This is a genomic window from Capnocytophaga catalasegens (genome assembly GCF_026005215.1).
Lineage (GTDB): Bacteria > Bacteroidota > Bacteroidia > Flavobacteriales > Flavobacteriaceae > Capnocytophaga > Capnocytophaga catalasegens.
Window position 1 is genome coordinate 11,990 of record NZ_BPMA01000016.1, and the last position, 24,404, is coordinate 36,393.

The following is a 24,404-nucleotide window of genomic DNA, read 5'->3' on the forward strand; positions in this document are numbered from 1 at the left end:
TAAAAACAAAAAAATAATTCAAGAGAAATAACACCTAAAATCGTAATAACATGAAAAAAATAATTTTATTTTCTGTATTTTTATTCTTTTGTCTGATGAGTTTTGGACAAAATGTATTCAAAGGAACTTTGATAGATGCCTCAACAAAGCATGCTGTACCATTTGCAAACGTAATTTTGATGTCGTTACCTGATTCTACTTTGATAAAAGGGGCTATAAGTAATGAAAAAGGAGCTTTTGAGCTTGTCAATTCATCTAATGGACAAAAATTAGTCATTAAATTTACACATTTGGAATATAAAGAAAAAATAATTCAAGTAAATCAACCTGAATTGGGAGCTATTTCATTAGAACCTTCCGTAAATGAACTCGGTGAAGTGGTTGTTTCGGTTGCAAAACCCATTATGCAACAAAAGGGAACGGTTATCAGCACCAACATTGCCGAATCGACTTTGAAAAGTTTGCCACAACTTTCGATGGTGCTTAACTTTTTACCGGGAGTTTCTCAATCGTTTGAATCGGGAGTTCAGGTGTATGGAAAATCCAATCCGATATACTACATCAACAACCGAAAAGTGCGTGATTTCACAGATTTATTACAACTTTCGCCCCAAGATATTGAGCGTATTGACATCGAAACGGAACCCGGTGCCGAGCACGATAACAGCGTAGGTGCTATCATTCGTATTATTCTCAAAAAGAAACAAGGCGATGGACTCAGCGGTATTTTGGCATTGAGTACTCATTTAAGAAAAGGTGCTATGGTTCAGCCTGTTGCAAGTTTAAATTACCGAACAGGAAACACCGATTTGTCATTGTTTATTGTGCCTAATCATCATTATGGCATCGTTTCTGAACAAGGAAATGAACTTTCGGTAGCGACTTTGATGGATAGTTGGCAAGTGAAAACATCTGAATATCAAAAAGATAACGGAAAACACTTATACACAAAAATAGGTGTTGCACACGAGTTCAACGAAAAGCATTCGGCAGGAGCGTCTGTTTGGGTGAATATCAATCCGTATTCGGGACATTCTTTTACTGACCAACAAATGCAAACATTCAAAAATGGAATTTTAACAGAAAATGGGTTCAATGCCTACGACCGATTTAATCAAAATAAACATCTTTCTGCCAAAGCTTATTACGAAGGACAGCTTTCGGAAAAAATAAAATTCCAAACCGATATTGATTATTCAGGAACTCGTTCTGACCATAATTCGGATATTTTAGAGAAAAATTTGCTCGCTTCTTCCGAAAGAAATGTAAAAACGCATTCTGATGCCAAATCCGATTGGTTGGGAATGAAAACTACAATTACTCAACAACTTAGCAAAGGAAGTTTGAGCTATGGAGTGGAAGGTAGTACGCTTTCACGCCACGAAGATTATCAAGATAATTTCAGTAGCTCGCCTGAAATTAAGAACAAAGAATTGCAATCGGCGGTGTTTGTAAGTTATTCATTCCCTTGGGGAAAAACGAATTTCAAAGCAGGATTGCGTTACGAATACACTGATTTTGAATATTTTGAGAATAACCAAAAAAACGATGTAAAAAGCCGTTCTTACCGAAATTTGTTACCCAATGTTTCACTTTCTTTTCCTTGGGATAAAACCAAATGGTCAGTAAGCTATGTACGGAAAATTCGCCGACCAGCATTTTACGAGCTGAGCGATTATTCGTCATATACTTCATCTTTCTTGTATAATCGTGGAAATCCGAATGTAGTTCCTCGTTTGAGTGAAGATGTTAATCTTTTGACAAGTTACAAAAACTATTCATTTTCAGTGAATTACTCTTACATCAAAAATGGAATTTATCAAGAATATTTGCTTTCGGCTTCACAACCGAATGTTGTAGAAAAAACGCTTCGTAATTTTGATAGTTTTCAGACGTTAAAATTCACATTTTCAACACATTACAAAGTTGGAATTTGGAATCCGAAATTTACGTTTGTCTATGGAAAACAATTTGCAGAAAATATTTTTGCAAAAAATGACCCTATTTTTTCAATAAGTTCTGAAAATCAGTTTGTTTTATCGGAACGATGGACGGGAATATTAGAAATGAATTATCGTTCAAAAGGAAGTATAGCTGATGTTTATTACGAAAATAACAGATATGACGTTAATTTATTCGGAATCTATACCATTCCGAAATACTCAACACGAATATATGCAGGAATAAGCGATATTTTTAATACTTATAAGAATAATACGGCAGTTATAAATCCATATATAACCAATCGTAACTATGTGATAAACAACAATTCACGCCAATTTGTTTTAGGATTTATGTATCAATTCAACCCAACTCAAAACAAATACAAAGGTCAAAACAGAAACGAAGAAGAAAGTAGTAGAATGTAAATCTTAAAAAAATCACCCCCTTTTTGATAGTAAAATAAGTATTATCAAAAAGGGGGATTATTTTTGATGAAAATTTTAAAAACTATATACAAAAAATGCTTGCATAACTAAATAAAATATGCTACTTTTGCTGTAAATCAAAAAGTTAGAAAAACTATGCAAAAAATAATTTTCTCAATTGTGTTATTATTTGCTTCAGTAGCCATTTCAGCACAGCAGACCATCAAAGCAAAAAATATTTCGTTATTGGCGTACAATGACAATTATGATATTGATTTTTACAAAAAAGTAGGTAAGGATAAATACCAAGATGTATATTTACAAAACGATGATGACAAGTCCAAAGATTACGGGGAAATAGAAACAGTTCATCTGTTTTTTGAAGCCGATGGCGAAACCAAAACTTTGGAGGAATTGAAACAAAAATATAAAACTATCGTTTTTGTAAAAGATATTCGTCCGACAAAATTTGCTGATTTTGAAGGAAAAACCTTTGAATGGAAGCTTTTTTCTGATGAAGAAAAAGAAAAAAATACGATAACAAAAAATAAAAATGAAGAGAAATACGAAGATAGAACGATTGTTCAGTTTTTAAGTAAGCATTTATGTAAAAAAGAAGATTTAGAGTTCAGGGATACGAGTTATTATGGCTTTGGTGCATACGAAACCAGAGAGGTAGACACATTAAAAAGATGGAGACCTGTTGATAATGAATATTTTACACCTTTGGTAATGGATTTTGGTAATGGACGAAAAATATATCTTTTCAATGATGAAGAGAATATTGAAATGTTTTTGCTACCGCTGAAAAATTCAAATCTTTTTGTAGATAATGAAGAAGGAATGCTTACTAAAATTGAACAAATAACCAATAGATACGAAAAATTTTGGGGATACCGAGCCGAAAAATTTTTAGCCGTTCGTCCCAAAGGCAAAAAACAGGAATTAGTCAATGTTTATGACAAAAAAGTATTGAAAAAATCGTATGATACACTATTGATTTCCAATCGTTTTGTGATAGGGAAAAACAAAAAAAGCGTCGATATATACGATGCCTCTCTAAATAAACTGAATTTTGGAAAAGTCAAAAATGCGTATCCTTACCGCTCAGGACTTGAAATTCTGAACCAAAACGGAGCTTCATATTACAATGCAGATGGAAAACCTGTATCTAAAATTTCAATAACTTATTCGGTTTGTGGCACAGTAAGTAGAAAAAAATATATCATTCAAAAAGATTCGCTATCAAGCATTCCCTATCGTATGTTTTATAAATATAGTAGTCCTTATGGGTATTCTGAAAAAAGAAATTTTATCTTCGCTGACCGCACAACTGATGAAGAATTATCATTTTTGGATGGGAAAATCAATTTTCATTGGGACGGAAATTCAGATTTTGTAGGACAAATGTATGTAAAACCAACCCTGATTCGTGTGAAAAAAGGAGATAAATACGGTGTTTTTAAATATAATTATAAAGAAAAAAATGAACCTTACCAAATTACAAAACAAAAAAGATATTTTGAAGAAGAAGAAGCAAGATTATATAAGGACAAAACACTTTACGGAACACCTTTTTTGCCAATCGAATACACACATATTGTACTGAAAGACGGATTTTTATTTATTGAAAAAGACGGAAAAATAGGAATTTATCCGTATCATAAAACGCCGATTTATGACAAAATTACTCCAATAACAAAAAATTTTTACGAAGTTGTCAAAAATGGTAAAAAACTTTGGTTAGATGTAAGTATAATGAAAGAGTTTAATTAACCTTAAAAACTATATACAAAAATAGTTTGTTTATCTTTCAGAAAAGTAAATAAATGACGACCATTATCAATGGTAATTTCAGGAGCAGAAATACCAAAAATTGGAAAATTGGGTAAAATTTCTCCTTGCGAATTAAGCAGATAAACCTTGCTATTTTGCGTATCAGTAATAGCTATATAAATAGTTCTCCCTATGCGAAAGATAGACGGATTAGTGTAAATTCCGTAAGGAAGTTCGTGTGTTTTATTGTTGATAATGAGCTTATTATCAGAAATAATTGCTTCGGTTTGGTGACGATAAGATAACGTATGATGCTCTGATAGCTGTCTATCATTGATGCGAAGTCCGCCACTTTGGTCAATAAATACCTGTTTGCCATGTTTGGTTGTGAAGCAGAACCAATCTTCTTTGAGAAAAATAGGATTTTCTGAAAAATCAAATTTGTCTTTGATAATAATTCGGTCTTTTCCGTTTCGATGCAAAATATTGAGTTTCCCGTCTTTTTCAGGAAAAACAATGTAATCTTTTCCACCCAAGCGGAAGTGCTTCGGAGTTTGAGTGATTGTATTGGGAGTGCTTGTTTTTTCAAAGCCACTAACTATTTTACCATTTTTGTCCAAAATACGGATTTTATTTTCGCAAGCAATAACAAATCTGTAATCCATATTTTGTTCATAATCAAATACTTCTAATGGAAGTATGGTTTCTTTGTATGTTACAGGAAAAGGAGAAACATTCTGCCCATTTCTATCAATAACCCATAAGGAATTATGCGTACTAAATGCCATTTGTAGATTTCCATTTTTGAATAAATCAACTTGGAAAATCGTACTTTTTATGGGAGAATCAAGTTTCTTTTTCCAGAGAGTTTTCCCTTCATTATTTATTAAATACAATTGGTTATCAATGTCTTGTATTACAATTTCTCGATTTTTGGTGCGATGATTCAAAACCCACTTGGGTAGTGTTTGGGCATCAGCATCAAGAGTTACTTGATATTTTTCATTTATGTTGTCAGAATTTATTTTGTTTTCAGATTGAATACTTGTAAAGGTGCAAACAAAAAAATCGCTTTGAGGGCTTATTTGTAAGCAAGCAAAGTGATATTTGTCTGCTATTCTGCCATATTTTTGAGAAAAAGTTGTATTTTTTTGCAAATTTTCAATTTCTGTATAATTAGCTTTGCTTGATGATTGTTCTTGTAACGCCCTGTAATAAGGGTTATTAGCCAGAGTTACATTGGCTTGTAATTGATTGATAATGGTGTGTAAAATTGTCTCTTTTTGAGCAAAAATAAGTGTTGATTGATACAAAAATACATATTGTAAAGAAATTTGACTATCAAAATTGGCTAAAAATAGATTCAAATCTGGATTTTCTTCCAAAGTCAAAATACGTTGTTCGTGATAGTTTTCTTCTTTGGAAACCAATAATTGGCGCAATGTTTCTTCTGCATCAGACGAAGTAATGGCAACTAACGTATCTTTGGCAAGGGTAAAAAAACTAACTTCATTGATGTATTTAGGAAAATCGGTTGCTATTTCATATTTCAATTTAAGATTTGTAGCATCTGCAAATGTATAAGAACGAACATTATTTACTTCTGAAGGGATAAAGTTAATTGATTGTAAATCAGAAGATAAAGTCTTTGATAGACTTGCTATATTTACGCTGTCTTTTTGGCTTAGTCCCGTTCCACTTATTCGAATTTTGTTTTTTTCTACTAAAATATCCCAAGCGACCCAGTTTTGAAAATATTGTAGTGTTTTAGAAGGAAATATTTCAGAAAAAAAGCGTTCGTTTTGTGATTTGTTCAAAAATAAATTAGCAGGAAGTTGTGTGTCAATTGTTTTTTGAAGTTTGTATATTTGTTCCATTTCCTGACTTTTTTCCTGTTTTGAGAAATCAGAAATAGAGGATAAGGAGCTGATAATAAGTTTGTTATGTTTTTGTGTGTAAAACCATTTCTGATTTTTGAGAACAAGAGAATCTATTTTCCCTGATGAAGCATTTTTCCAAATACTTGTGCTGTCAATTAGTGTGTCTTGACCACTAATACAATACGTTGCTTTGTCGGTATATGCCAGCCAGATATTCGTGTCAGAAGGTAAGCTACGAAGCAAATTCTGTACATTGGTATCGGGCAGATCGGCATATAATGTTTTCCAAAAACTACTATTGCCAATCGCATTCAGAAATTGATTTTTCCGATTGATTTGCAGTATAGTATGGCTTTGCTCGGGGAACAATAGCTCATTTTGGGTTGTTTTTTTTGTAGAAATATCACAACCTATATTGCTTATACTTATAATTCCTATCAGAAAAAATCTAAGAAAGTGCATATAATATCAATTTTTGTTTGTAAAAAAGCCCATAAAAGCACACATTGAGTATTAAAGTATGATTTTATGGGCAAAAATACAATTTTTTTTTGACAGAAAGTATATTCTGATGTTAAAACATTAGTGTTAAGCCTGCCAGATAATTGGCCTCTGCCTGTGGAAAATAAAAAGATTGTCCATCTTCGTACGTACCAGAAGCAACATATTTTTTGTTGAAAATATTATTAGCCAAAACAGAAAACACAATTGATTTACAAATTTTTTTAGGTTGAATTTCATAGGATAAATTCAGATTATTTATAAAATATGATTTCAGTTTAGAGGCCTCTTCGCCTGTGTTGCTCATGTATTGTTCCCCGACCAATTTGGATAGTAATGAAACTTGCATATTTTTAATAGGAGAGTAGGTTAATGTATTCCCTACAACCCATTCGGGAGAGAAGGCAATGGGAGTGTCGCCCCAGTTTTTCGGATTTTTGTTTATATCAGCTTGATGATAATTTTTATTTCTGTTTTTACTATAAGCAATATTGGGTTTACAAATCCATTGATCAGAGAGAAAAAAAGTAGCATCCCACTCAATTCCAAAACGATAACTATCACCACTATTATTACGAATAGGATAGCCTTTATCGTTGAGTTTTCCGGTGGGAACTAATTGGTCTTTGTACATCATATAATACACATTCAGATTAAACATCACTGATGAACTCTGATGTCGCCAGCCTAATTCAAAATCATTGAGTTTTTCAGCTTTCGGACTTCGATTAAGTTTCTCTTTGTAACTATTTTTATAATCACTTCGATTGGGTTCTTTGGTTGCTTTGGCAAATGAGAAATATAACTGATTTTTCCTTGTTAGTAAGTAATTTATTCCTATTTTCGGATTGACAAAATTAAAATCTTCATCGGCATTATACTTTTCAGCCTGATAACTTACATATCGATATTGAATATCACCAAAAATATTCCATTTTGGAGCTATTTTCCAAGTGATTTTTGCAAAAGAAGAACCTTCTTTTTTGTAACCTGTATCTTCATCTAGAATCGTTCCATAAGGCTTTATGTCTTTTTCTGACCAAATGAATTTGTCATAGTGTAAACCTTCATATTTGTTGAAAGTTCCTCCAAAAATTATGTCAAGATTTTCCGATTTATAATTTGCAGAAAAAGTACTTCCGTAGAAATCGTTATCCAAACCATATTGTACAATTAAATAATCTCCCCAATTATCGTATTGTTCCCAGTATCCACGTCCTTTGGTATAGTGAAAAGCAAGGTTGGTAGTCCATTTTGGTGTCCATTTTTCTACCCAATGGATTTGTGCGTGGTCTTGCTGATAGTTGTCGGTTTCGTTATCGTAAAATTGTGTCTGTCCGTTGGCATCTATATATTTCCCAGCAGGATTGTAACGTCTATTGGACTGCAAAGTAGTTTCATCAATTCCCTTGTAAGTAAGGTATGTTTTTTCTTTTCCACCGAAAACTAAGGCTTTGATAAGCGTAGTTTCATACGAGTACGTTCCTTGCAGAAAATATGATTTCAAATCGGAAGAGGCTCGCTCGCGATATCCGTCAGAATTGATTTTGGAGAAACGCCCCAGCACTTCAAATCGGTTGTTTAACTTACCTGTTGAGAGTTTTACAGCATGCTTGTGTGTGTTGTAGCTTCCGTAAAAATTGCCCAATTCGGCATACGGAATTTCTGAAACAACATCAGTTAAAACGTTTAAGCTTGCGCCAAAAGCTCCCGCACCATTGGTTGATGTTCCTACTCCGCGCTGTAACTGAATACTCTCTGCCGAAGAAGCAAAATCGGAAAGATTATACCAGAATGTTCCTTGCGACTCAGAATCGTTGTATGCTATTCCGTTGATAGTTACATTGGTACGATACAAATCACTTCCTCGGACAGAAAAATACGAAGCACCCAATCCTGAACCATCTTCTGAAAATGAAACCACATTAGGAAGTTGCCCAATAAGCAACGGGATTTGTTGTCCGAAATTCTGTCGTTGAATTTCTTTTTTGGAAAGATTAGAAAACGTTACTGGCAAGGATTCTTTGGCTCGAACGGCCGACACCAAAACCTCGTCCAGTGAAATTACTTCGATAGAATCTTTAACTGATTCTTGTGCCTGCATGCTAATTCCTGCACACAAAACACCCATAAAAAATACATTTTTCATTACATATTGTAATTTTTAGTAAATAAAAGGGGTATTTATTTATGGATTGTTAGTAAAAAAGCTATTTTTGTTACCCAAAAACAAAAATAACTGATAAATAGGCGATTGCTTTATCCTTTGGCAGCATTACCTGCCCAAGTTCTATGGGTATAATCTCAGCCAAGAATGGCACCCCTTTGAGACGAGGGCAAAGATACGATTTTTTAGAAAAATAAAGTAATATAATAAAAAAATATTTAGAATTATATAAAAAATCATAACTCTTTGAATGAATGAATAATTTTTACAAACTCTGGTTTGTATTTGTCTTTTTGGTCTGCGAGTGTCCAAGTATATATCTGATAAAAAGCGTTTTTGCCTTTGGCTACTGCAATGATATAATAAATGTCAAGTCCGTCAATAATGGCTTTTTTTTAACCAAAATAAGCAGGCAAGCCATTGAGTGTTATTTTGTCAAAATTGCTGATTTTGTTGGTTGTATTATGATTTTCTGACCACATTTCTAAACAAAGTTCAAAATAATCTTCTAAGGAAGTTTCTTCGAAAATATTTTCTTCTTCGCCTTCATTCATCTCTTCTTTGCTGTCCTCGATGACCATTGCATAAAGTTCCGATAGCGGATTTCCGTACACTAATGCAGCCTCTGGGTTTAGTTTGCTGAGCTTGAAAAATGATTTTGGCAATTGAATCTCAAATCGGTCTTCTATAATAACAACTTTGGTTCGATTGCCCAATCCGCAAGAAGTTAGTAACAATAAGATAATGGGTATGTATGATAGTTTTTTCATAGAAAAGAAATTTTATTAAAGGCAAAAGTACAAAAAAAAATTATTTAGAAAAAGAATGAATTATATATGTATAGAAAAAATTTATACATAGAGTTGTTTTCTTGAACAAAAACCTCGTATTTTTGTCAAAAATATTAAAGAATAAATGTCAAAAGGAGTATTATTGGTCAATTTGGGTTCGCCCGATTCTACACAAGTAAGTGATGTACGCAAGTATTTAGATGAGTTTCTAATGGACGAACGAGTAATAGATAGCCCATACTGGTTGCGAGCCCTGATTGTGAAAGGAATTATCTTAAACACACGCCCAAAGAAATCGGCTGAGGCTTATAAACGTATTTGGTGGGATGAAGGTTCACCACTGATTGTTTTGACCCAACGACTACAACGCAAAATACAAAGTCGCGTTTCTATTCCTGTTGAAATAGCTATGCGATATGGCAATCCGTCTATTGAAGCAGGAATTGAAGCCCTTCACAAAAAGGGAGTTACTCAAATTCTTCTCTTTCCGATGTATCCGCAATATGCAATGGCAACTACAGAAACTATTTTAGTTTTGGCTGAAAAAATCCGCCAGAAAAAATATCCTCATATACAAATAACGGAAATTCCTGCTTTTTACCATCGCAATGATTATATAGCAACATTAGCTCAATCAATCAAAGACGAATATTCGCAAGATTATCTATTGTTTTCCTATCACGGAGTTCCCGAGCGGCATATCAGAAAGACAGATAAAACCGGAGCGCATAAGCATACGCAGTTTGTCAATGATGTATATTGTTGCAAACCCCATAGCCCTGAATCTCAGTATTGTTACAGAACACATTGCTATGAAACTACACGAGCTGTTGCCGAGTTATTACAGCTTCCTGAAGGTACGTATGGCACTTCCTTTCAGTCGAGATTGGGTAGCGACCCGTGGTTACAGCCTTACACCGATGTTACTATTGAAAAATTAGCCCACGACGGGATAAAAAACTTAGCGGTAGTTACTCCCGCATTCGTATCGGATTGTTTAGAAACCTTAGAAGAAATAGGAATGGAAGGGAAGGAGGAATTTCTACAAGCAGGAGGTTTGTCGTTCAAACTTATTCCGTGTCTTAATGACCGAGATGATTGGAGCGATGTCATTGCCCAATGGATTACCCGATGGGAAAATCTCACAGATAATTACAAAAAATAACTTTTAAATACTAAATAATGGATTATTTTATTGCTAAATCAATACACATTATCTTTGTAATTAGCTATTTTGCTGGACTTTTTTATATTGTACGGCTTTTTATCTACCATAGCGAAACTTTGCAAAGAGATGAAGAACCTAAACGTTCTATTCTTCATAAGCAATACATTTTTATGCAAGAACGATTATGGAACATTATCACAGTCCCAGCTTTGATAATAATGAGCATATCGGGAATATATATGCTCTATGCTATGAATTGGGTTTGGCTCAAAGAAGGCTGGATGCATATCAAATTGCTATTTGTTGTATTCTTGTATGGCTATCATTTCTGGGCTTGGAAACTTATGAGAAAATTGCAGAAAGGAATTGCTCCGTATTCTTCAGTTCATTTACGTATGATGAACGAAGTTGCCACGCTTATTCTATTTGCTGTAATATTCTCAGTGATTCTAAAAACGCTTTTTGTACAATATTGGTATTGGTCGCTCGTTTGGTTTTTACTAATGGGAATACTTATAATGTTGGTGGTCAAATTGGTTAATAAAAATAAATAAACTAAAACCCCCTTAACAGATACTCGTTAAGGGGTTTCTTTTTGATTGAAAATGATATTTCTAATCTATTTTTTAGGTTGAAATATAAATAAATAGGTAGAATTAAATTATTTTTTTATATTTTATTGAGTTAAAAATATTATTTTTAAATATTTATATAATTTAATTTATATATAATAAGATATTTTATTTCAAAATTAGGTTTTAAATTAAATTAAAATAGATAGCGCAACATGCGATTATACTTTTTACTATGTATAATATCATAGCGCAAATTGCGCAAAGCTATTTAATTATTTTAAATATATAAGCGCAAATTATTTTTTGTATTTTAACTATCTTGAAAATAAAATTTCATATTGAAAAATACTAATTATTATTTTATTAGAAGAAAAATAGTTATCAGACCTACTTTTTATCAACGATTATATGAAAAACTATTTTAATAAAATGAATTAAAGTAAAGAAATCAGAGTAAAATCAATGAAATTTTTAATATTTAAAAAAAGCAAATGTGATTTTTTTGAATAATATATTTTTTCGTATATTTGCCTCAAATAAAATTGTATATGACAACAAAAGAAACCAATCAGGAAATTGTTAAAAAGGTATTTACCAAGTATTTGGAGGAACATGCACATCGTAAAACTCCCGAAAGATACGCTATTTTAGAAGAAATTTACGCAAGTAATGAGCATTTTGACATTGAATCTCTCTATGTTAAAATGAAAAATAAAAATTACCGAGTAAGTCGTGCAACACTTTACAATACGATTGAAATTTTACTCAATTGTGGTTTGGTCAGAAGACATCAGTTTGGACAAAATCAAGCACATTACGAAAAAGCATATTTTGACAAACAACATGACCATGTAATTCTTATCGATACGGGAGAAATAATGGAATTTTGCGACCCTCGTATTCAAGCTATTAAGCAAACTATTGAAGAACTTTTTGATATTAAAATCAATAATCATTCTCTTTATTTCTACGGAATGAAAAATAAAAAAGAAAATAAATAAACAAAAACGAAATGGCAGTAGATTTACTTCTTGGTCTTCAATGGGGAGATGAAGGAAAAGGAAAAATAGTTGATGTTCTGACACAGCAATACGATATTATAGCACGTTTTCAAGGAGGTCCCAATGCAGGACATACTCTCGAATTTAATGGAATAAAACATGTACTACATACGATTCCTTCGGGAATATTCCACCCAAAAGCAATCAATATCATAGGAAATGGCGTAGTTATTGATCCAATTATCTTAAAAAAAGAAATGGAAGCTTTGGCTCCCTTTCAAATCAATTTAAAAGAACGATTGCTTGTTTCACGCAAGGCTCATCTTATCTTACCTACACATCGCTTGCTTGATGCCGCTTCAGAAACAGCCAAAGGAAAAGCTAAAATCGGTTCAACACTCAAAGGAATAGGTCCTACATATATGGACAAAACAGGGCGAAATGGCATACGAGTAGGAGATATCGAGATGCCAGATTTCGAACAGAAATATCGAGCACTATCGGATAAGCACCAAGCAATGATTGGTTTTTATGGAGTAGAAATTCAATATAACTTATCGGAACTCGAAAGAGAATTTTTCCAAGCTATCGAATCTCTGAAACAGCTTACATTTATTGATAGTGAAGAATATTTGTATCAGGCACAAAAATCAGGAAAAAAAATACTTGCAGAAGGAGCGCAGGGTTCTCTCTTAGATATTGATTTTGGCACTTATCCGTTTGTAACTTCGTCAAATACAACAGCAGCAGGTGCTTGTACCGGATTAGGCATTGCTCCCAATCAAATAAAAGAAGTTTTCGGAATATTCAAAGCCTATACAACCCGTGTAGGTAGTGGCCCTTTTCCAACAGAACTATTTGATGAAGATGGCGAAACGATGGGGCGTGTTGGACGTGAATTTGGAGCTACTACTGGGCGCAAACGCCGTTGTGGTTGGTTAGATTTGGTTGCTTTGAAATATGCTGTTCGTGTCAATGGAGTTACTCAACTGATGATGATAAAAGCCGACGTACTTAGTGGTTTTGACCGATTGAAAATATGTATAGCATATCGGTACAAAGGTAAAGAAATAAATTATTTTCCATATAGTATTGAAGCAGAAAATGTAACACCTATTTATACGGAAATGAAAGGTTGGGCACAAGACCTAACACAAATTTCAGATGCTGAGAATCTACCTGAGGAACTCAAACAATATATTGCTTTTCTTGAAAAAGAATTGGAAGTTCCTATTCGTATTGTCTCGGTTGGTCCTGACAGAAAACAAACTATTTTGCGATAATCTTTTTAATTTTTTAGGTATAAAAGGAGATATTTGTTTCAGAAATTTATTTTTAATTGATTGAAAATGTATTTTTGGAATAAGTGTTATTATAAATAGTTACGGAGAAAAATAACATCATCTGAAATTTAGGATAATGAGTACTATTTTTTGATAATTTTTTATTTTTGTTGTTCATTTCTTCAAAAAATACTACTTTTGCCCTTTCTATGATAGGGTTAATATGAAACCAAAAAATATTTTATTTTTTGTTGTAGCAGTACTTTGCTCGCTTTTGGGTCTGACATTTGTTAGTAGAGATTATATTGTTTCTCCATCGGTTGTAAGTGATTCGGAAGTTGGTGAGAGTTTAACGGCTGCTCCTTTGGAAGAGATTAAACAAGGTTTTCCTTTTGGAAATACACATGTAAAGTATCCGACATTTGAAAAATTAACTCAAATAAAAAAAGTCATTCCTAACGAGAAAGCAGCGGAAATTTTACGACATAAAGCCCTTTCTTCCCAGCAAATGCAGGAAGATTTTGTTGAAATAGACTCTATCCCATCAGAGAGCACTAAGGGAAGCCTTCCGCTGATAAGTAATATAGAAGGGAAAATTTATTATCCAGGAAATCCCGAAGAATTTGTTAGCAAATTACATCAAAAACTCAGCCAGCATAGTTGTCGGATTATTCATTTTGGAGCTTCAAAAATAGAAGGAGATAGGATAACTTCGTACATACGAAATCGCTTACAAGTTATTTATGGAGGAACAGGGCCGGGATATTTTCCTATCAAAATGCCATATCCACAGAAAAGCATTGATTTGCAAATCAGTGAAAACTGGGATAGATATGCACTTTTCAATGGAGAACATCGACGTACCAAACATCTTCTTCCTACAAATCAATATGGTTTGTATGCCAATGTTTGTCGTTTTACACCTATTGCAGATACCGACACAATCAATATAAAGAAAGCTTTTTTTGAGATAAAGCCTTCTTATAATTTTTTCAAACGATTACGTCAGTATTCTGTTATGGGAATTCACTACGGAAATTGTAAAACACCAACGGCTATTTCAGTATATGAAAATGGAAAACTTATCAAACAAGATTCTCTCAAATCAGATGGGAAATATCATAATTATAAAGTAAAATTTGCACGTACTCCCAATCAAATACGAGTAGAGTTTTCATCTCGAATTAGTCCCGATTTCTATGGAATAACGCTTGATGGGAATAGTGGTGTATTTATGGATAATGTCCCTACTCGTGGTGATTCTGGACTTCATTTTACAAAACTTCAAAATACGTTCGATGCGATGAGCAGAGAACTTCAACCCGATATTTTTTTCTTTGAATTTGGAGGAAATCTTATTCCTTCGCTTAAAACCGAAGATCAAGTTCGTAGCAGTGTTAAGCGAATAATTAACAATATAGAATGGGTACGAAGACGTAACCCAAACGCATTGTGTGTTTTAATAGGTCCTAGCGATATGCTTCGCCCAGATACACAAGTATCATATAGTATTATTCCGACTCTTGTTGCTGAAATGAAAAAACAAGCATTACATAAGGGAATTGCTTTTTGGTCAATGTATGAGGCGATGGGTGGAGAAAATTCAATGAAAGTTTGGTTTGATAAAGGATTTGGTTCAACTGATTTTATTCATTTCACTCAATCGGGAACAGACAAGATATCAGAATTATTATATAACGAACTCGAAGCCAATTTGCTCGCTGTTCAAAAAACTGATTCAATACAATAGTTCAATTTAGGTATGGAATGGTTATATCGCATTTTTGAATTTTCAGAGAATACACCTTTAATCTTCACTCGAATTGATTTTTGGATTTTCTTTGTCGTGGTATATGCCGTTTTTGCACTTATTTATAAACGAATACATCTGCGAAATATATTTTTATTTCTTGTAAGTTTGTATTTTTATTACAAAACAAGCGGATTGTTTGTATTATTACTCATTTTTAGTACTTTGACTGATTTCTTTTTGGGTAAGTATATTTATCAAAGTACCAATATTCTTAATCGCAAAATATTAGTTACAACTAGTGTAGTAGTTAATTTGCTGGTATTGAGTTATTTTAAGTACGCATATTTTTTTACAGAATCGTATAATTATCTCTTTCATACACATCACGAAGTATTCAATTATCTTGCTTATTGGGGAAATGGATTTTCTTCCAAAGGATATTTCAGAGTAGATAGCATTATCCTTCCTGTGGGAATATCATTTTATACGTTCCAAACCATTAGTTATTCGGTAGATATTTATCGAAAGAAAATAGTTCCGCTCAAATCTCTTCTTGATTTTGGTTTTTATGTAGCTTTTTTTCCTCAACTTGTTGCTGGGCCTATTGTTCGTGCAGAAAATTTTGTTCCACAAATACTAAAATCCACACAGATATCTGCTGATGAATTTAGCAAAGGAACATTTTTGATACTAAAAGGACTTATAAAAAAAATGCTTTTTGCTGATTTTATAGCGATGCAATTCCTTGATCGCGTTTTTGAAATGCCCAATATGTATTCGGGATTTACCAATATAATGGCACTTGTCGGATATTCATTACAGGTTTATGGTGATTTTTCTGGCTATACCGATATTGCCATTGGGTTAGCGTTACTTATGGGGTTTCATCTTCCAATCAATTTTAACTCTCCTTATAAAGCAACCAGTTGTGGTAATTTCTGGAAGCGTTGGCATATATCGCTTTCTACATGGTTACGGGATTATTTATATATTCCTTTGGGAGGAAATCGTGGAGGTTCTTGGGCTTCTATTCTCATAACATTGTTATTTATAATTATAGCTATTATAAGTGTCAATGACCCTTTATTTGCTATTATTGTAGGATTTTTGCTGATACTTGTTGCTTTTGGAGCATTTTATAATCGTATTTTTCGCAATCATCTCTCTACCAATATCAACCTGATGCTTACAATGCTTATAGGTGGATTATGGCATGGTGCTTCATGGAAATTTGTTCTTTGGGGAGGAATTAATGGACTTGGAATTGTTGTGAATAAACTTTGGAAAAAAGTAAGTCCATACGAAAAATCTACGCATTGGTTGGCGCACCTATGGAAAGTAAGTTCGACTTTTCTTTTTATCGTATATGTACGTTTGTATTTTCGAGGAGAAGATATGGAACGTATAGAATTATGGTATACGCAAGTGTTTAATAATATGAGACTTAGTGAATCATTAGATGTTATCTATCATTTTCGTTCTGCCTTTTTTGTGATGATAATAGGATATATCACGCATTGGATTCCTCGATCAGCCAAAGAAGCCCTCGAAGATTATTATGCCGATAGTCATTTCTTGGTTAAAGTTTTTGTAGCTGTTGTTGTAGTTATTATATGTTATCAGGCATATTCTTCTGATTTTCAGCCATTTATTTATTTTCAATTTTAGTAATATTTTTAGTACAAAAATATATATCCTCTGAAATTTATTTATTTTTGACAATATAAAGTAACGATTAAGGTTCTTTTTCAAATAATTTACTACCTTTGTGGCATCATTCACAATGATTAAAATATACAAATGGCAAAGGAAAAAGGAAAAAAACGTAAAGAATTTCAGCGAAAAATGCTTTATAAATATCGAGTGGTGATTATGAACGAAGATACACTCGAAGAAAAAGCATCAATGCGCTTGAATCGCTTGAATATATTCGTTTTCGGATCACTTTTTGCGATACTAATGATTGTTGCCACCACACTTATCATTATTTATACACCGCTTCGGCAATATATATTAGGCTTTTCGGAAGCTGATATGAGGCAACATATTGTAAATCTTGCTTTTAAATCCGATTCGCTTGAGAATAGTCTAAAAAAAAATGAATTGTATTTTACTTCTATTCAAAAAGTATTACGTGGAGATATTCAACCCGATAACATCAATCGAGATTCTGTTCCGTTAGATAATACACGCCAAAATCTTGAAGCTCTAAATCTTGCTCCCAAAGAAGAAGAACTTCGTTTAAGACAAGAAGTTGCCGAAGAAGAGAAATATAGTACTTTTGACCCAGCTTCGGCTGGAAAAACAGAACTCTTGTTCTTTTCGCCTGTATCAGGAACAACCTCTGCGGAATTTGCACCTGACAAAAAACACTATGGAGTTGATATTTCTGCTCCTGAAGGCACTGCAGTAAAATCAATTGCTGACGGAACAGTTATCTTTGCAGAATGGTCTGCTCAAACAGGATTTGTAATTATCGTAAAACACATCAACGAATTTATTTCTGTTTATAAACACAATGCTTCTTTGACTAAGCGACAAGGCGATTTTGTACGCTCAGGTGAGGTTATTGCAACAGTCGGTAATACGGGCGAATACAGCACAGGTACGCATCTGCATTTTGAATTGTGGAACAACGGATACCCTGTTAATCCGTTCAATTATATCAATTTCAAATAATTTTTTTAGAGAATTTTTTTGACAATGAAATCTTTTTTAGCTAAAATACTTGCTTTTTTTGTAAAAAAAAATATTGATAATTGGGCGAATAATCCCGTTAAAACACAACAAAAAGTCTTTGAATCACTCATAGCCAAAGCTCAAAATACGCAATTTGGCAAAGACCATCATTTTTCGCAAATAAAAACCTATGCCGATTATGCAAAACGCGTTCCCATACGCGATTATGAAGGATTAAAACCTTATATTCAGCGTGTTATAGATGGACAAGAAGATGTATTATGGCAAGGAAAACCGCTTTATTTTGCCAAAACTTCGGGGACAACAAGTGGTGTCAAATATATTCCAATTACTCGCCAATCAATGCCTTATCACGTAGAGGCTGCTCGCAATGCTATACTTTGTTATATTAACGAAACCCAAAAGGCAAGTCTAGTTAATGGAAAAATGATTTTCTTGCAAGGAAGCCCTATTTTACAAGAAAAAAATGGCATAAAAGTAGGACGATTATCAGGAATTTCGGCACATTATGTTCCCAAATATTTGCAAAAAAATAGACTTCCCTCATGGGAAACAAATTGCATTGACGATTGGGAACTCAAAGTAGATAAAATTGTTGAAGAAACTATTGCACAAAACATGAGCATAATTAGCGGTATTCCTTCGTGGGTACAGATGTATTTTGAAAAATTGGTCAATGCCTCTCACAAAACAATTGGAGAATTATTTCCTAATTTTCAATTATTCATCTACGGAGGTGTTAATTACGAGCCGTATCGTTCTCGTTTTGAGTCTCTTATTGGTCGAAAAGTAGATAGTATTGAGCTTTTTCCCGCCAGCGAAGGTTTTTTTGCTTTTCAAGATAGTCAAAAAGAAGAAGGAATGCTACTGCTACTGAATTCGGGAATTTTCTACGAATTTGTGAAAGCAGATGAGATTTTTTTAGAAAATCCGCGGCGTTATACGATTGCAGAGGTAGAGGTGGGCGTAAATTATGCACTTATAGTTTCGACCAATGCAGGATTGTGGGCGTATAATATTGGTGATACCATACAATTTGTTTCAACCCAGCCGTATCGAATTATTGTTTCGGGGCGTATAAAACATTTTATCTCGGCTTTTGGAGAACATGTCATTGCCAAAGAAGTGGAGCAAGCTCTGCGTGAAGCCATCCAAGATACGGATATTCAGGTTAATGAATTTTCCGTAGCTCCACAAGTTAGCCCCGCAGATAGAGAATTGCCTTACCATGAGTGGTTTATCGAATTTGAACAAACACCTGATGACCTTTTGGCTTTTGCGACAAAAATAGACCAATCCCTTCAAGAGCAAAATGTTTATTATTATGACCTTAGACAAGGCAATATCTTGCAACAACTGAAAATAACTCCTATCAAAAAAGATGGTTTTGCACAATATATGAAATCTGTTGGAAAACTCGGTGGACAAAATAAACTCCCTCGATTATCAAACGACCGAATTTTGGTAGAAAAATTGCTTTCCGTTGTAACAAAATAACTAAAAAAATGTGTGAATCAACTTCACACATTTTTTTGTTGCTATTAGATACTTAATATCCTTTGGTTTGCTCAAGTGTATTATCATCAGCAATCATTGCAGCGGTAATTGGCAGGTAAATAGGTTTTTTGGCACCCCCTGAATCCAACATTGAAGTCACTTCATCATATACAAAATTATCGCCTGCACGAAGTAAATCCCACCAACGTTTACCTTCACCTATAAATTCTTTGTAACGTTCATCAAGAATAGCTTTTGCATTAACTGCTTGTGATGCATTTGTATATCCGTGTGTCCCTACAACATAATTGCTACCATAGGCTCTCTGACGAATTTGGTTTATTTCAGTAGAAGGATCTTCTCCTAAATTATTTTTTACCTCAGCAAGTAACAATAATACATCGGCATAACGATAAATAGGAATATTATTTTCGTTAATAATAACACCTGATTCATTCCGACCTACAAATTTGGAAAGAACACTACCCATATATTTAGTATTATCTGCCGTAAAAGGAATATATCCTGCATTATCTTGATATATTCTTATGAAAGAAGCTCGGCGTAAATCTTTCACATCATCAATCAAGAGTAAAGTTTTGTTAGATGGAGAATTATAATTTCCTCCTTCTACATAAAGAAAGGTAGAAATTTTTCTTCCTTGATCATCGTATTTGTCTTTAATATCTGCATTACGAGCAGTAGTTACCCCATAGTAATGAGTTGCTTCATCTTTTTTATAATCTAACACAAGAATAAACTCTTGATTATTTTCATTATCAACTCCCCATAACTTGTCATAAGGCACTAAACTATAGCCAGATATTTGGTTTAATGCATTTTTAGCTTCATTATAGTCTTGATTTCCTCCACCCAATACTTTTCCTGACCACAAATACACATCTCCCTTAAGAGTGAGCGTTGCCATTTTAGACCAATACACTCTATTTTTATAGAAATTTTCATTTCCATTAAATAACTCTAAGGATTTTTGAATATCCGACTTGATTTGTGCCATTACTTTTTCTTTGGGAGCTCGTGGAGTTTTAAGACTTGCCAAATTATCAATATTTTGCAGAGGTTGTAATACGATAGGCACATCGCCCCAGCTTTTTACTAATACATAGTAAATATATGCTCGTAATCCATACATTTGTGCCAACATATTATCTCTTTCGCTCGTATTAGAAAAAGGTGCCTTTGGAGCATTTTTTATAAAATCATTGATATAATGCAACATTGTGTACCAATTTCCCCAATCATTAAAAGGTACTTTGGTAGTGTTGATATCATTGGTAAAAAGGTTTTGATTATGAGCATTTTCTATTCCTTTTCCTCCCCACATATCGGAACGGAGTTCACCCATTTGCCACATTTTATCACCATAACTTCTAAATTTGGAATAGATACCGTCAAACACTGATTTTGCAGCTTCTTCTTTTTCCCAAAAACTGTCATATGTAAGATCACTTTCTGGGGGAGTTTCTAAATTACACGCATTAAATGTAAAAAGTGTAATTACTATAAAAATATATCTTTTCATTTTCTTCTTTTTTTAATTGATTAAAAGGTTGCATTTACTCCGAAAGTAAAGGTTCTTGCCAGCGGAAAACGACCTACATCCCAGCCTCCTTTTTCAGGCAAGTATCCTGTATATTTTGTAAAATAAGCCAAATTTGCTCCTGTAAGGAAAAAGCGAATATCTTTAAAATGATTTCCTACTATATTTCCTAGCAAGTTGTAACTTAGAGTTATTTCGCGAATAGCCAAATAATCTCCTTTTTCCCAATAGCGAGAACTTGAAGTGGCTTGCCCCCCACTGGCTTTATGATTCCCTCTTGGGTCTGTAAAATCAAAACGAGGTATGGTTGCTGTAGGATTTTCGGGTGTCCAGGTATCTTTTATTTCTGATGTCCAGTTCTGATTTCCTTGTACCTGTGAAATACCACGACTACGAACCGCATTGTGTACCAAGTGCCCCACCGCATAGTCTGTTTTTACATATATATTGAAATTTTTATATGAAAAATCAGTAGAAAAACCTCCCATATAACTTGGTGTAGTACGACCTAATACAACCCTATCTTTTGAGTCAATTATATTATCTCCATTGATATCTTTCCAACGTGTATCTCCCAATATAGGTGTTCCCCTTTGAGCAGCAGGAATAGTTCCTGCATGGAATTGCACTTTTCTTCCTTTGTGCTGATCAAGTTGTTCTTGAGTCTGATATACGCCTTCATCTAAATATCCAATTACTAAATCATCGCCTACACGTTGCCCTTCTTGACGACCACCAATAAATATAGTTTTGCCCGTTGCTGGGTCAAAAACCTCTTCTCCCCCAATACGATTATTATCATTACCGTTATAAGGAAGCTCTCGCACATAGTTACGAATACGGGTAAAGTTGGCTCCAAAGTTCCATTTCATATTTTCTGTATCAATAATTCTCACATTTGCTTCCAACTCTATACCTTGATTGCGGAGTGTTCCACTATTGATTTTGACAGAAGAAAATCCTGTTGAAATAGGGATACGCTGATCGGCTAACTTATCATATACATCTCGAATAAAGTAATCAGCTAATAAATTCACTCGATTATTAAACAACCCTAAATCTAATCCAAAATTAAGTGTTGTTGCTCTTTCCCATTTTAGATAATACACAGGAATAGAAATGTTTACATATCCTCTTCGACCATTGTATGGGGCTTGTACGCCATATTGCCCTAAAAGCCAATAATATGTCTTTTTATCATCAATAGTTAATGTTAAAGCATCAATATTACCATTCACTCCATAGCTGACACGTGGTTTTAAACGGGAAACAACTTGGCTTACTTTACTATCAGTAAAGAAACTTTCATTATGTACATTCCAACCTATTGATGCACCAGGGAAAAAGCCATATTTGTTATCACGAAGTTTAGAGGTACCATCATAACGGAGGGTAAGCCCAACCAAGTAGCGATTATCATAATCATAATTAAACTGCCCAAATGCAGAAACAATTGTATAATCTTTTTTGTAACTTGAAGGAATATCTTTGGCGGTAGCCCCTACATTGAGCGTACGAATAAGGTCAGTAGGAGAATTTTCAGTAGCTGCATTAGAATTGAATGTCTTTTCTTTAAAAAATTCACTTCCCAAAAGCGCATCAAAATTATGTTTTTCGGCTAACTTATTTTTATAATTCAAAGTAATTGTTCCTTGATTGCGAATAGTTCTATCATAATTAGTTTTTGCCAAACGATTTGTAACTAAAGCACCGCTATTTAGGTAGGCTTTTGTGAAAGTTTCTACATTGTTATGAATGGCAAAGTGGCTACCACGAGCCATCAAATTCAAATTTTTAGCTAACTCTAAATCAAACTGAACCGAAGCAGAAATCCGTTGTTCCAAATCATCACGAAGAAATTTATCCTGATAATATAATGGATTACCAAAACCACTATTAGTGCCAGGATTATACTCTGAAGAAGAACTCCCGTCTGTATTTGTATTATAAATACGAGAAGTAGGAGCCTGCCCCGCAAAACGTTGGAATATAAAATAATCATCTTCTGTGCTATAACTATTCAGAGCCTCACGGAAAGATCCTTGCCTATTAGTTTGTGCGTAAATGATATTGGAAGATATTTTAAATTTGTCTGTTATCTTATATGAAGCATTGAGCGTACCTGAGTAACGTTTAAAATTAGAACCCAACACAAGTCCTGTATCGTCCAAGTATCCTAAACCTAAGTAATAGGAGCCTCTTTCATTTCCTCCATCAAATGAAATGCTGTAATCTTTAGCATCACTATATTGAAAGATAAGTTCACTCATATTATTATCTTGAAAAACAAGTGTGCGATTAGGGTCAATGGGGTCTTGCATTTGTTGCCATTGAGGATAATTGAGTAAATACATATTAGCCGGAGTCAATTCCATTGTCGTATAGGTAGAAGAGGTCGCATTATTACCTATTCCCATTGAATGAGCTCCCGTTAAAAACTGATTAAAGTTAGTAACACCATAATCTTGCACATTTTGAATAGCTTTACGATTCCAATAAATATAATCTCTTGCATTTAGGTAACCTGGAAGTTTTCTTTTTTGATTGAGTGTATATTTGGTTCGAAAAGTAATATTTGAGCGTCCTAATTTCCCTTTTTTAGTTGTTACCAAAACAACACCATTTGCAGCTCTGGCACCATAAATAGCAGTGGAAGCTGCATCTTTAAGGACCTCTATAGACTCAATATCATCTGAGTTTAAAGCATAAAAAGAACTTGGCACACCATCTACCAAAATTAAAGGAGAGCCACCTCCATCAAAATCTGTCCCTCCTCGAAGTTGAATATCAGGAGTCGTACCTGGTTTTCCTGTAGCAGGTGTTACACGAAGCCCAGCGACACTTCCTTGTAAAGCTGTCGCTACGTTAGCACGCGGGGCACTTTCCAATGTTTTTGTATCCAACTTTGAAACTGATGTTGCCAGAGTTTTACGCGACTGTGTTCCATATCCCGTAACCACCACCTCATCAAGCGTATTGGCTTCTTCTTTTAGTTTTATATTGAAAATCAGAGAGTTACCCCCCCCCATTACTTTTCTTTCTTGGGTAGAGAATCCTACAAAACTAAACACTAATACTTCTCCTTCTCTTACTTGAATAGAGAAGTTACCATCGAAATCGGTTTGTGTGCCTCGCGTTGTACCTTTTACAACGACTGAAGCTCCTAATAGAGGCATTCCATCTGTTTCAGAAACGACGCTACCTGTTACTGTTTTTTCCTGAGCTATTCCTATTGTAGGCAATATTAGCAGAAAGAAAAATAAACATAAAAAGTTTTTTTGTTTCATTTTTCAAAAAATTTATTGTGTTATGTTCGACAAAAGTACAAAATATTTTATGAATGAACAAATGTTTTTCTTCTTTTTTTAAAATATTTTAAAAC

15 protein-coding genes are annotated in these 24,404 nt (G+C 33.7%); 10 read left to right on the top strand and 5 right to left on the bottom strand.

Features of this window, described 5'->3' with window-relative positions; translation table 11 throughout:
* The first annotated feature begins 50 nt into the window (after positions 1-50).
* Both OO775_RS04480 and OO775_RS04485 read left to right on the top strand, forming a co-directional pair.
* Positions 51-2,369 (top strand): outer membrane beta-barrel family protein, encoded by a 2,319-nt coding sequence (locus OO775_RS04480; RefSeq protein ID WP_264845826.1) that lies wholly within the window; start codon positions 51-53, stop codon positions 2,367-2,369.
* A gap of 156 nt (positions 2,370-2,525) precedes the next feature.
* Positions 2,526-4,145: a hypothetical protein gene (locus tag OO775_RS04485; RefSeq protein ID WP_264845827.1), complete on the top strand. Its 1,620-nt coding sequence runs from the start codon at positions 2,526-2,528 to the stop codon at positions 4,143-4,145.
* Between the two features lie 2 nt (positions 4,146-4,147).
* On the opposite strand, the gene OO775_RS04490 is transcribed toward OO775_RS04485, so the two are convergent.
* From OO775_RS04490 to OO775_RS04500, 3 genes are all read right to left on the bottom strand, one after another.
* Positions 4,148-6,487: a hypothetical protein gene (locus OO775_RS04490; RefSeq protein ID WP_264845828.1), complete on the bottom strand. Its 2,340-nt coding sequence runs from the start codon at positions 6,485-6,487 to the stop codon at positions 4,148-4,150.
* A 112-nt stretch (positions 6,488-6,599) separates the two neighbouring features.
* Complete coding sequence (locus OO775_RS04495; protein WP_264845829.1) at positions 6,600-8,675, bottom strand: TonB-dependent receptor; 2,076 nt, start codon at positions 8,673-8,675, stop codon at positions 6,600-6,602.
* A gap of 413 nt (positions 8,676-9,088) precedes the next feature.
* On the bottom strand, positions 9,089-9,463 hold the full coding sequence (locus tag OO775_RS04500; RefSeq protein ID WP_264845830.1) for a hypothetical protein: 375 nt from the start codon (positions 9,461-9,463) through the stop codon (positions 9,089-9,091).
* 145 nt (positions 9,464-9,608) lie between these two features.
* Here OO775_RS04500 and hemH point away from each other — a divergent pair, with 145 nt between their 5' ends.
* The 8 genes from hemH (at position 9,609) to OO775_RS04540 (ending at position 19,461) form a co-directional block, all read left to right on the top strand.
* A complete protein-coding gene (gene hemH / locus OO775_RS04505) occupies positions 9,609-10,649 on the top strand; it encodes a ferrochelatase (RefSeq protein ID WP_264845832.1) in 1,041 nt (346 codons plus the stop codon).
* Between the two features lie 14 nt (positions 10,650-10,663).
* Complete coding sequence (locus OO775_RS04510; protein WP_264846042.1) at positions 10,664-11,206, top strand: CopD family protein; 543 nt, start codon at positions 10,664-10,666, stop codon at positions 11,204-11,206.
* A gap of 569 nt (positions 11,207-11,775) precedes the next feature.
* Complete coding sequence (locus OO775_RS04515) at positions 11,776-12,228, top strand: Fur family transcriptional regulator (RefSeq protein ID WP_264845834.1); 453 nt, start codon at positions 11,776-11,778, stop codon at positions 12,226-12,228.
* An 11-nt stretch (positions 12,229-12,239) separates the two neighbouring features.
* On the top strand, positions 12,240-13,511 hold the full coding sequence (locus tag OO775_RS04520; protein ID WP_264845835.1) for an adenylosuccinate synthase: 1,272 nt from the start codon (positions 12,240-12,242) through the stop codon (positions 13,509-13,511).
* 223 nt (positions 13,512-13,734) lie between these two features.
* Positions 13,735-15,261 (top strand): SGNH/GDSL hydrolase family protein, encoded by a 1,527-nt coding sequence (locus OO775_RS04525; protein WP_264845837.1) that lies wholly within the window; start codon positions 13,735-13,737, stop codon positions 15,259-15,261.
* A 12-nt stretch (positions 15,262-15,273) separates the two neighbouring features.
* Positions 15,274-16,932, top strand: a complete 1,659-nt coding sequence (locus OO775_RS04530) for an MBOAT family O-acyltransferase (protein ID WP_264845838.1) — start codon at positions 15,274-15,276, stop codon at positions 16,930-16,932.
* A 132-nt stretch (positions 16,933-17,064) separates the two neighbouring features.
* Entirely contained in the window at positions 17,065-17,943 is an 879-nt protein-coding gene (locus OO775_RS04535; RefSeq protein ID WP_264845839.1) for a M23 family metallopeptidase, read from the top strand.
* 24 nt (positions 17,944-17,967) lie between these two features.
* Entirely contained in the window at positions 17,968-19,461 is a 1,494-nt protein-coding gene (locus tag OO775_RS04540; RefSeq protein ID WP_264845841.1) for a GH3 auxin-responsive promoter family protein, read from the top strand.
* Positions 19,462-19,513: 52 nt separating this feature from the next.
* Here the strand turns inward: OO775_RS04540 and OO775_RS04545 are convergent, their stop codons facing one another.
* Together OO775_RS04545 and OO775_RS04550 are read right to left on the bottom strand one after the other, a co-directional pair.
* Positions 19,514-21,004 carry a RagB/SusD family nutrient uptake outer membrane protein gene (locus tag OO775_RS04545; protein WP_264845842.1) on the bottom strand — a complete coding sequence of 497 codons (1,491 nt, stop codon included), beginning with the start codon at positions 21,002-21,004 and terminating at the stop codon, positions 19,514-19,516.
* A gap of 20 nt (positions 21,005-21,024) precedes the next feature.
* Positions 21,025-24,309: a SusC/RagA family TonB-linked outer membrane protein gene (locus OO775_RS04550; protein ID WP_264845843.1), complete on the bottom strand. Its 3,285-nt coding sequence runs from the start codon at positions 24,307-24,309 to the stop codon at positions 21,025-21,027.
* Between the last annotated feature and the right edge of the window lie 95 nt (positions 24,310-24,404).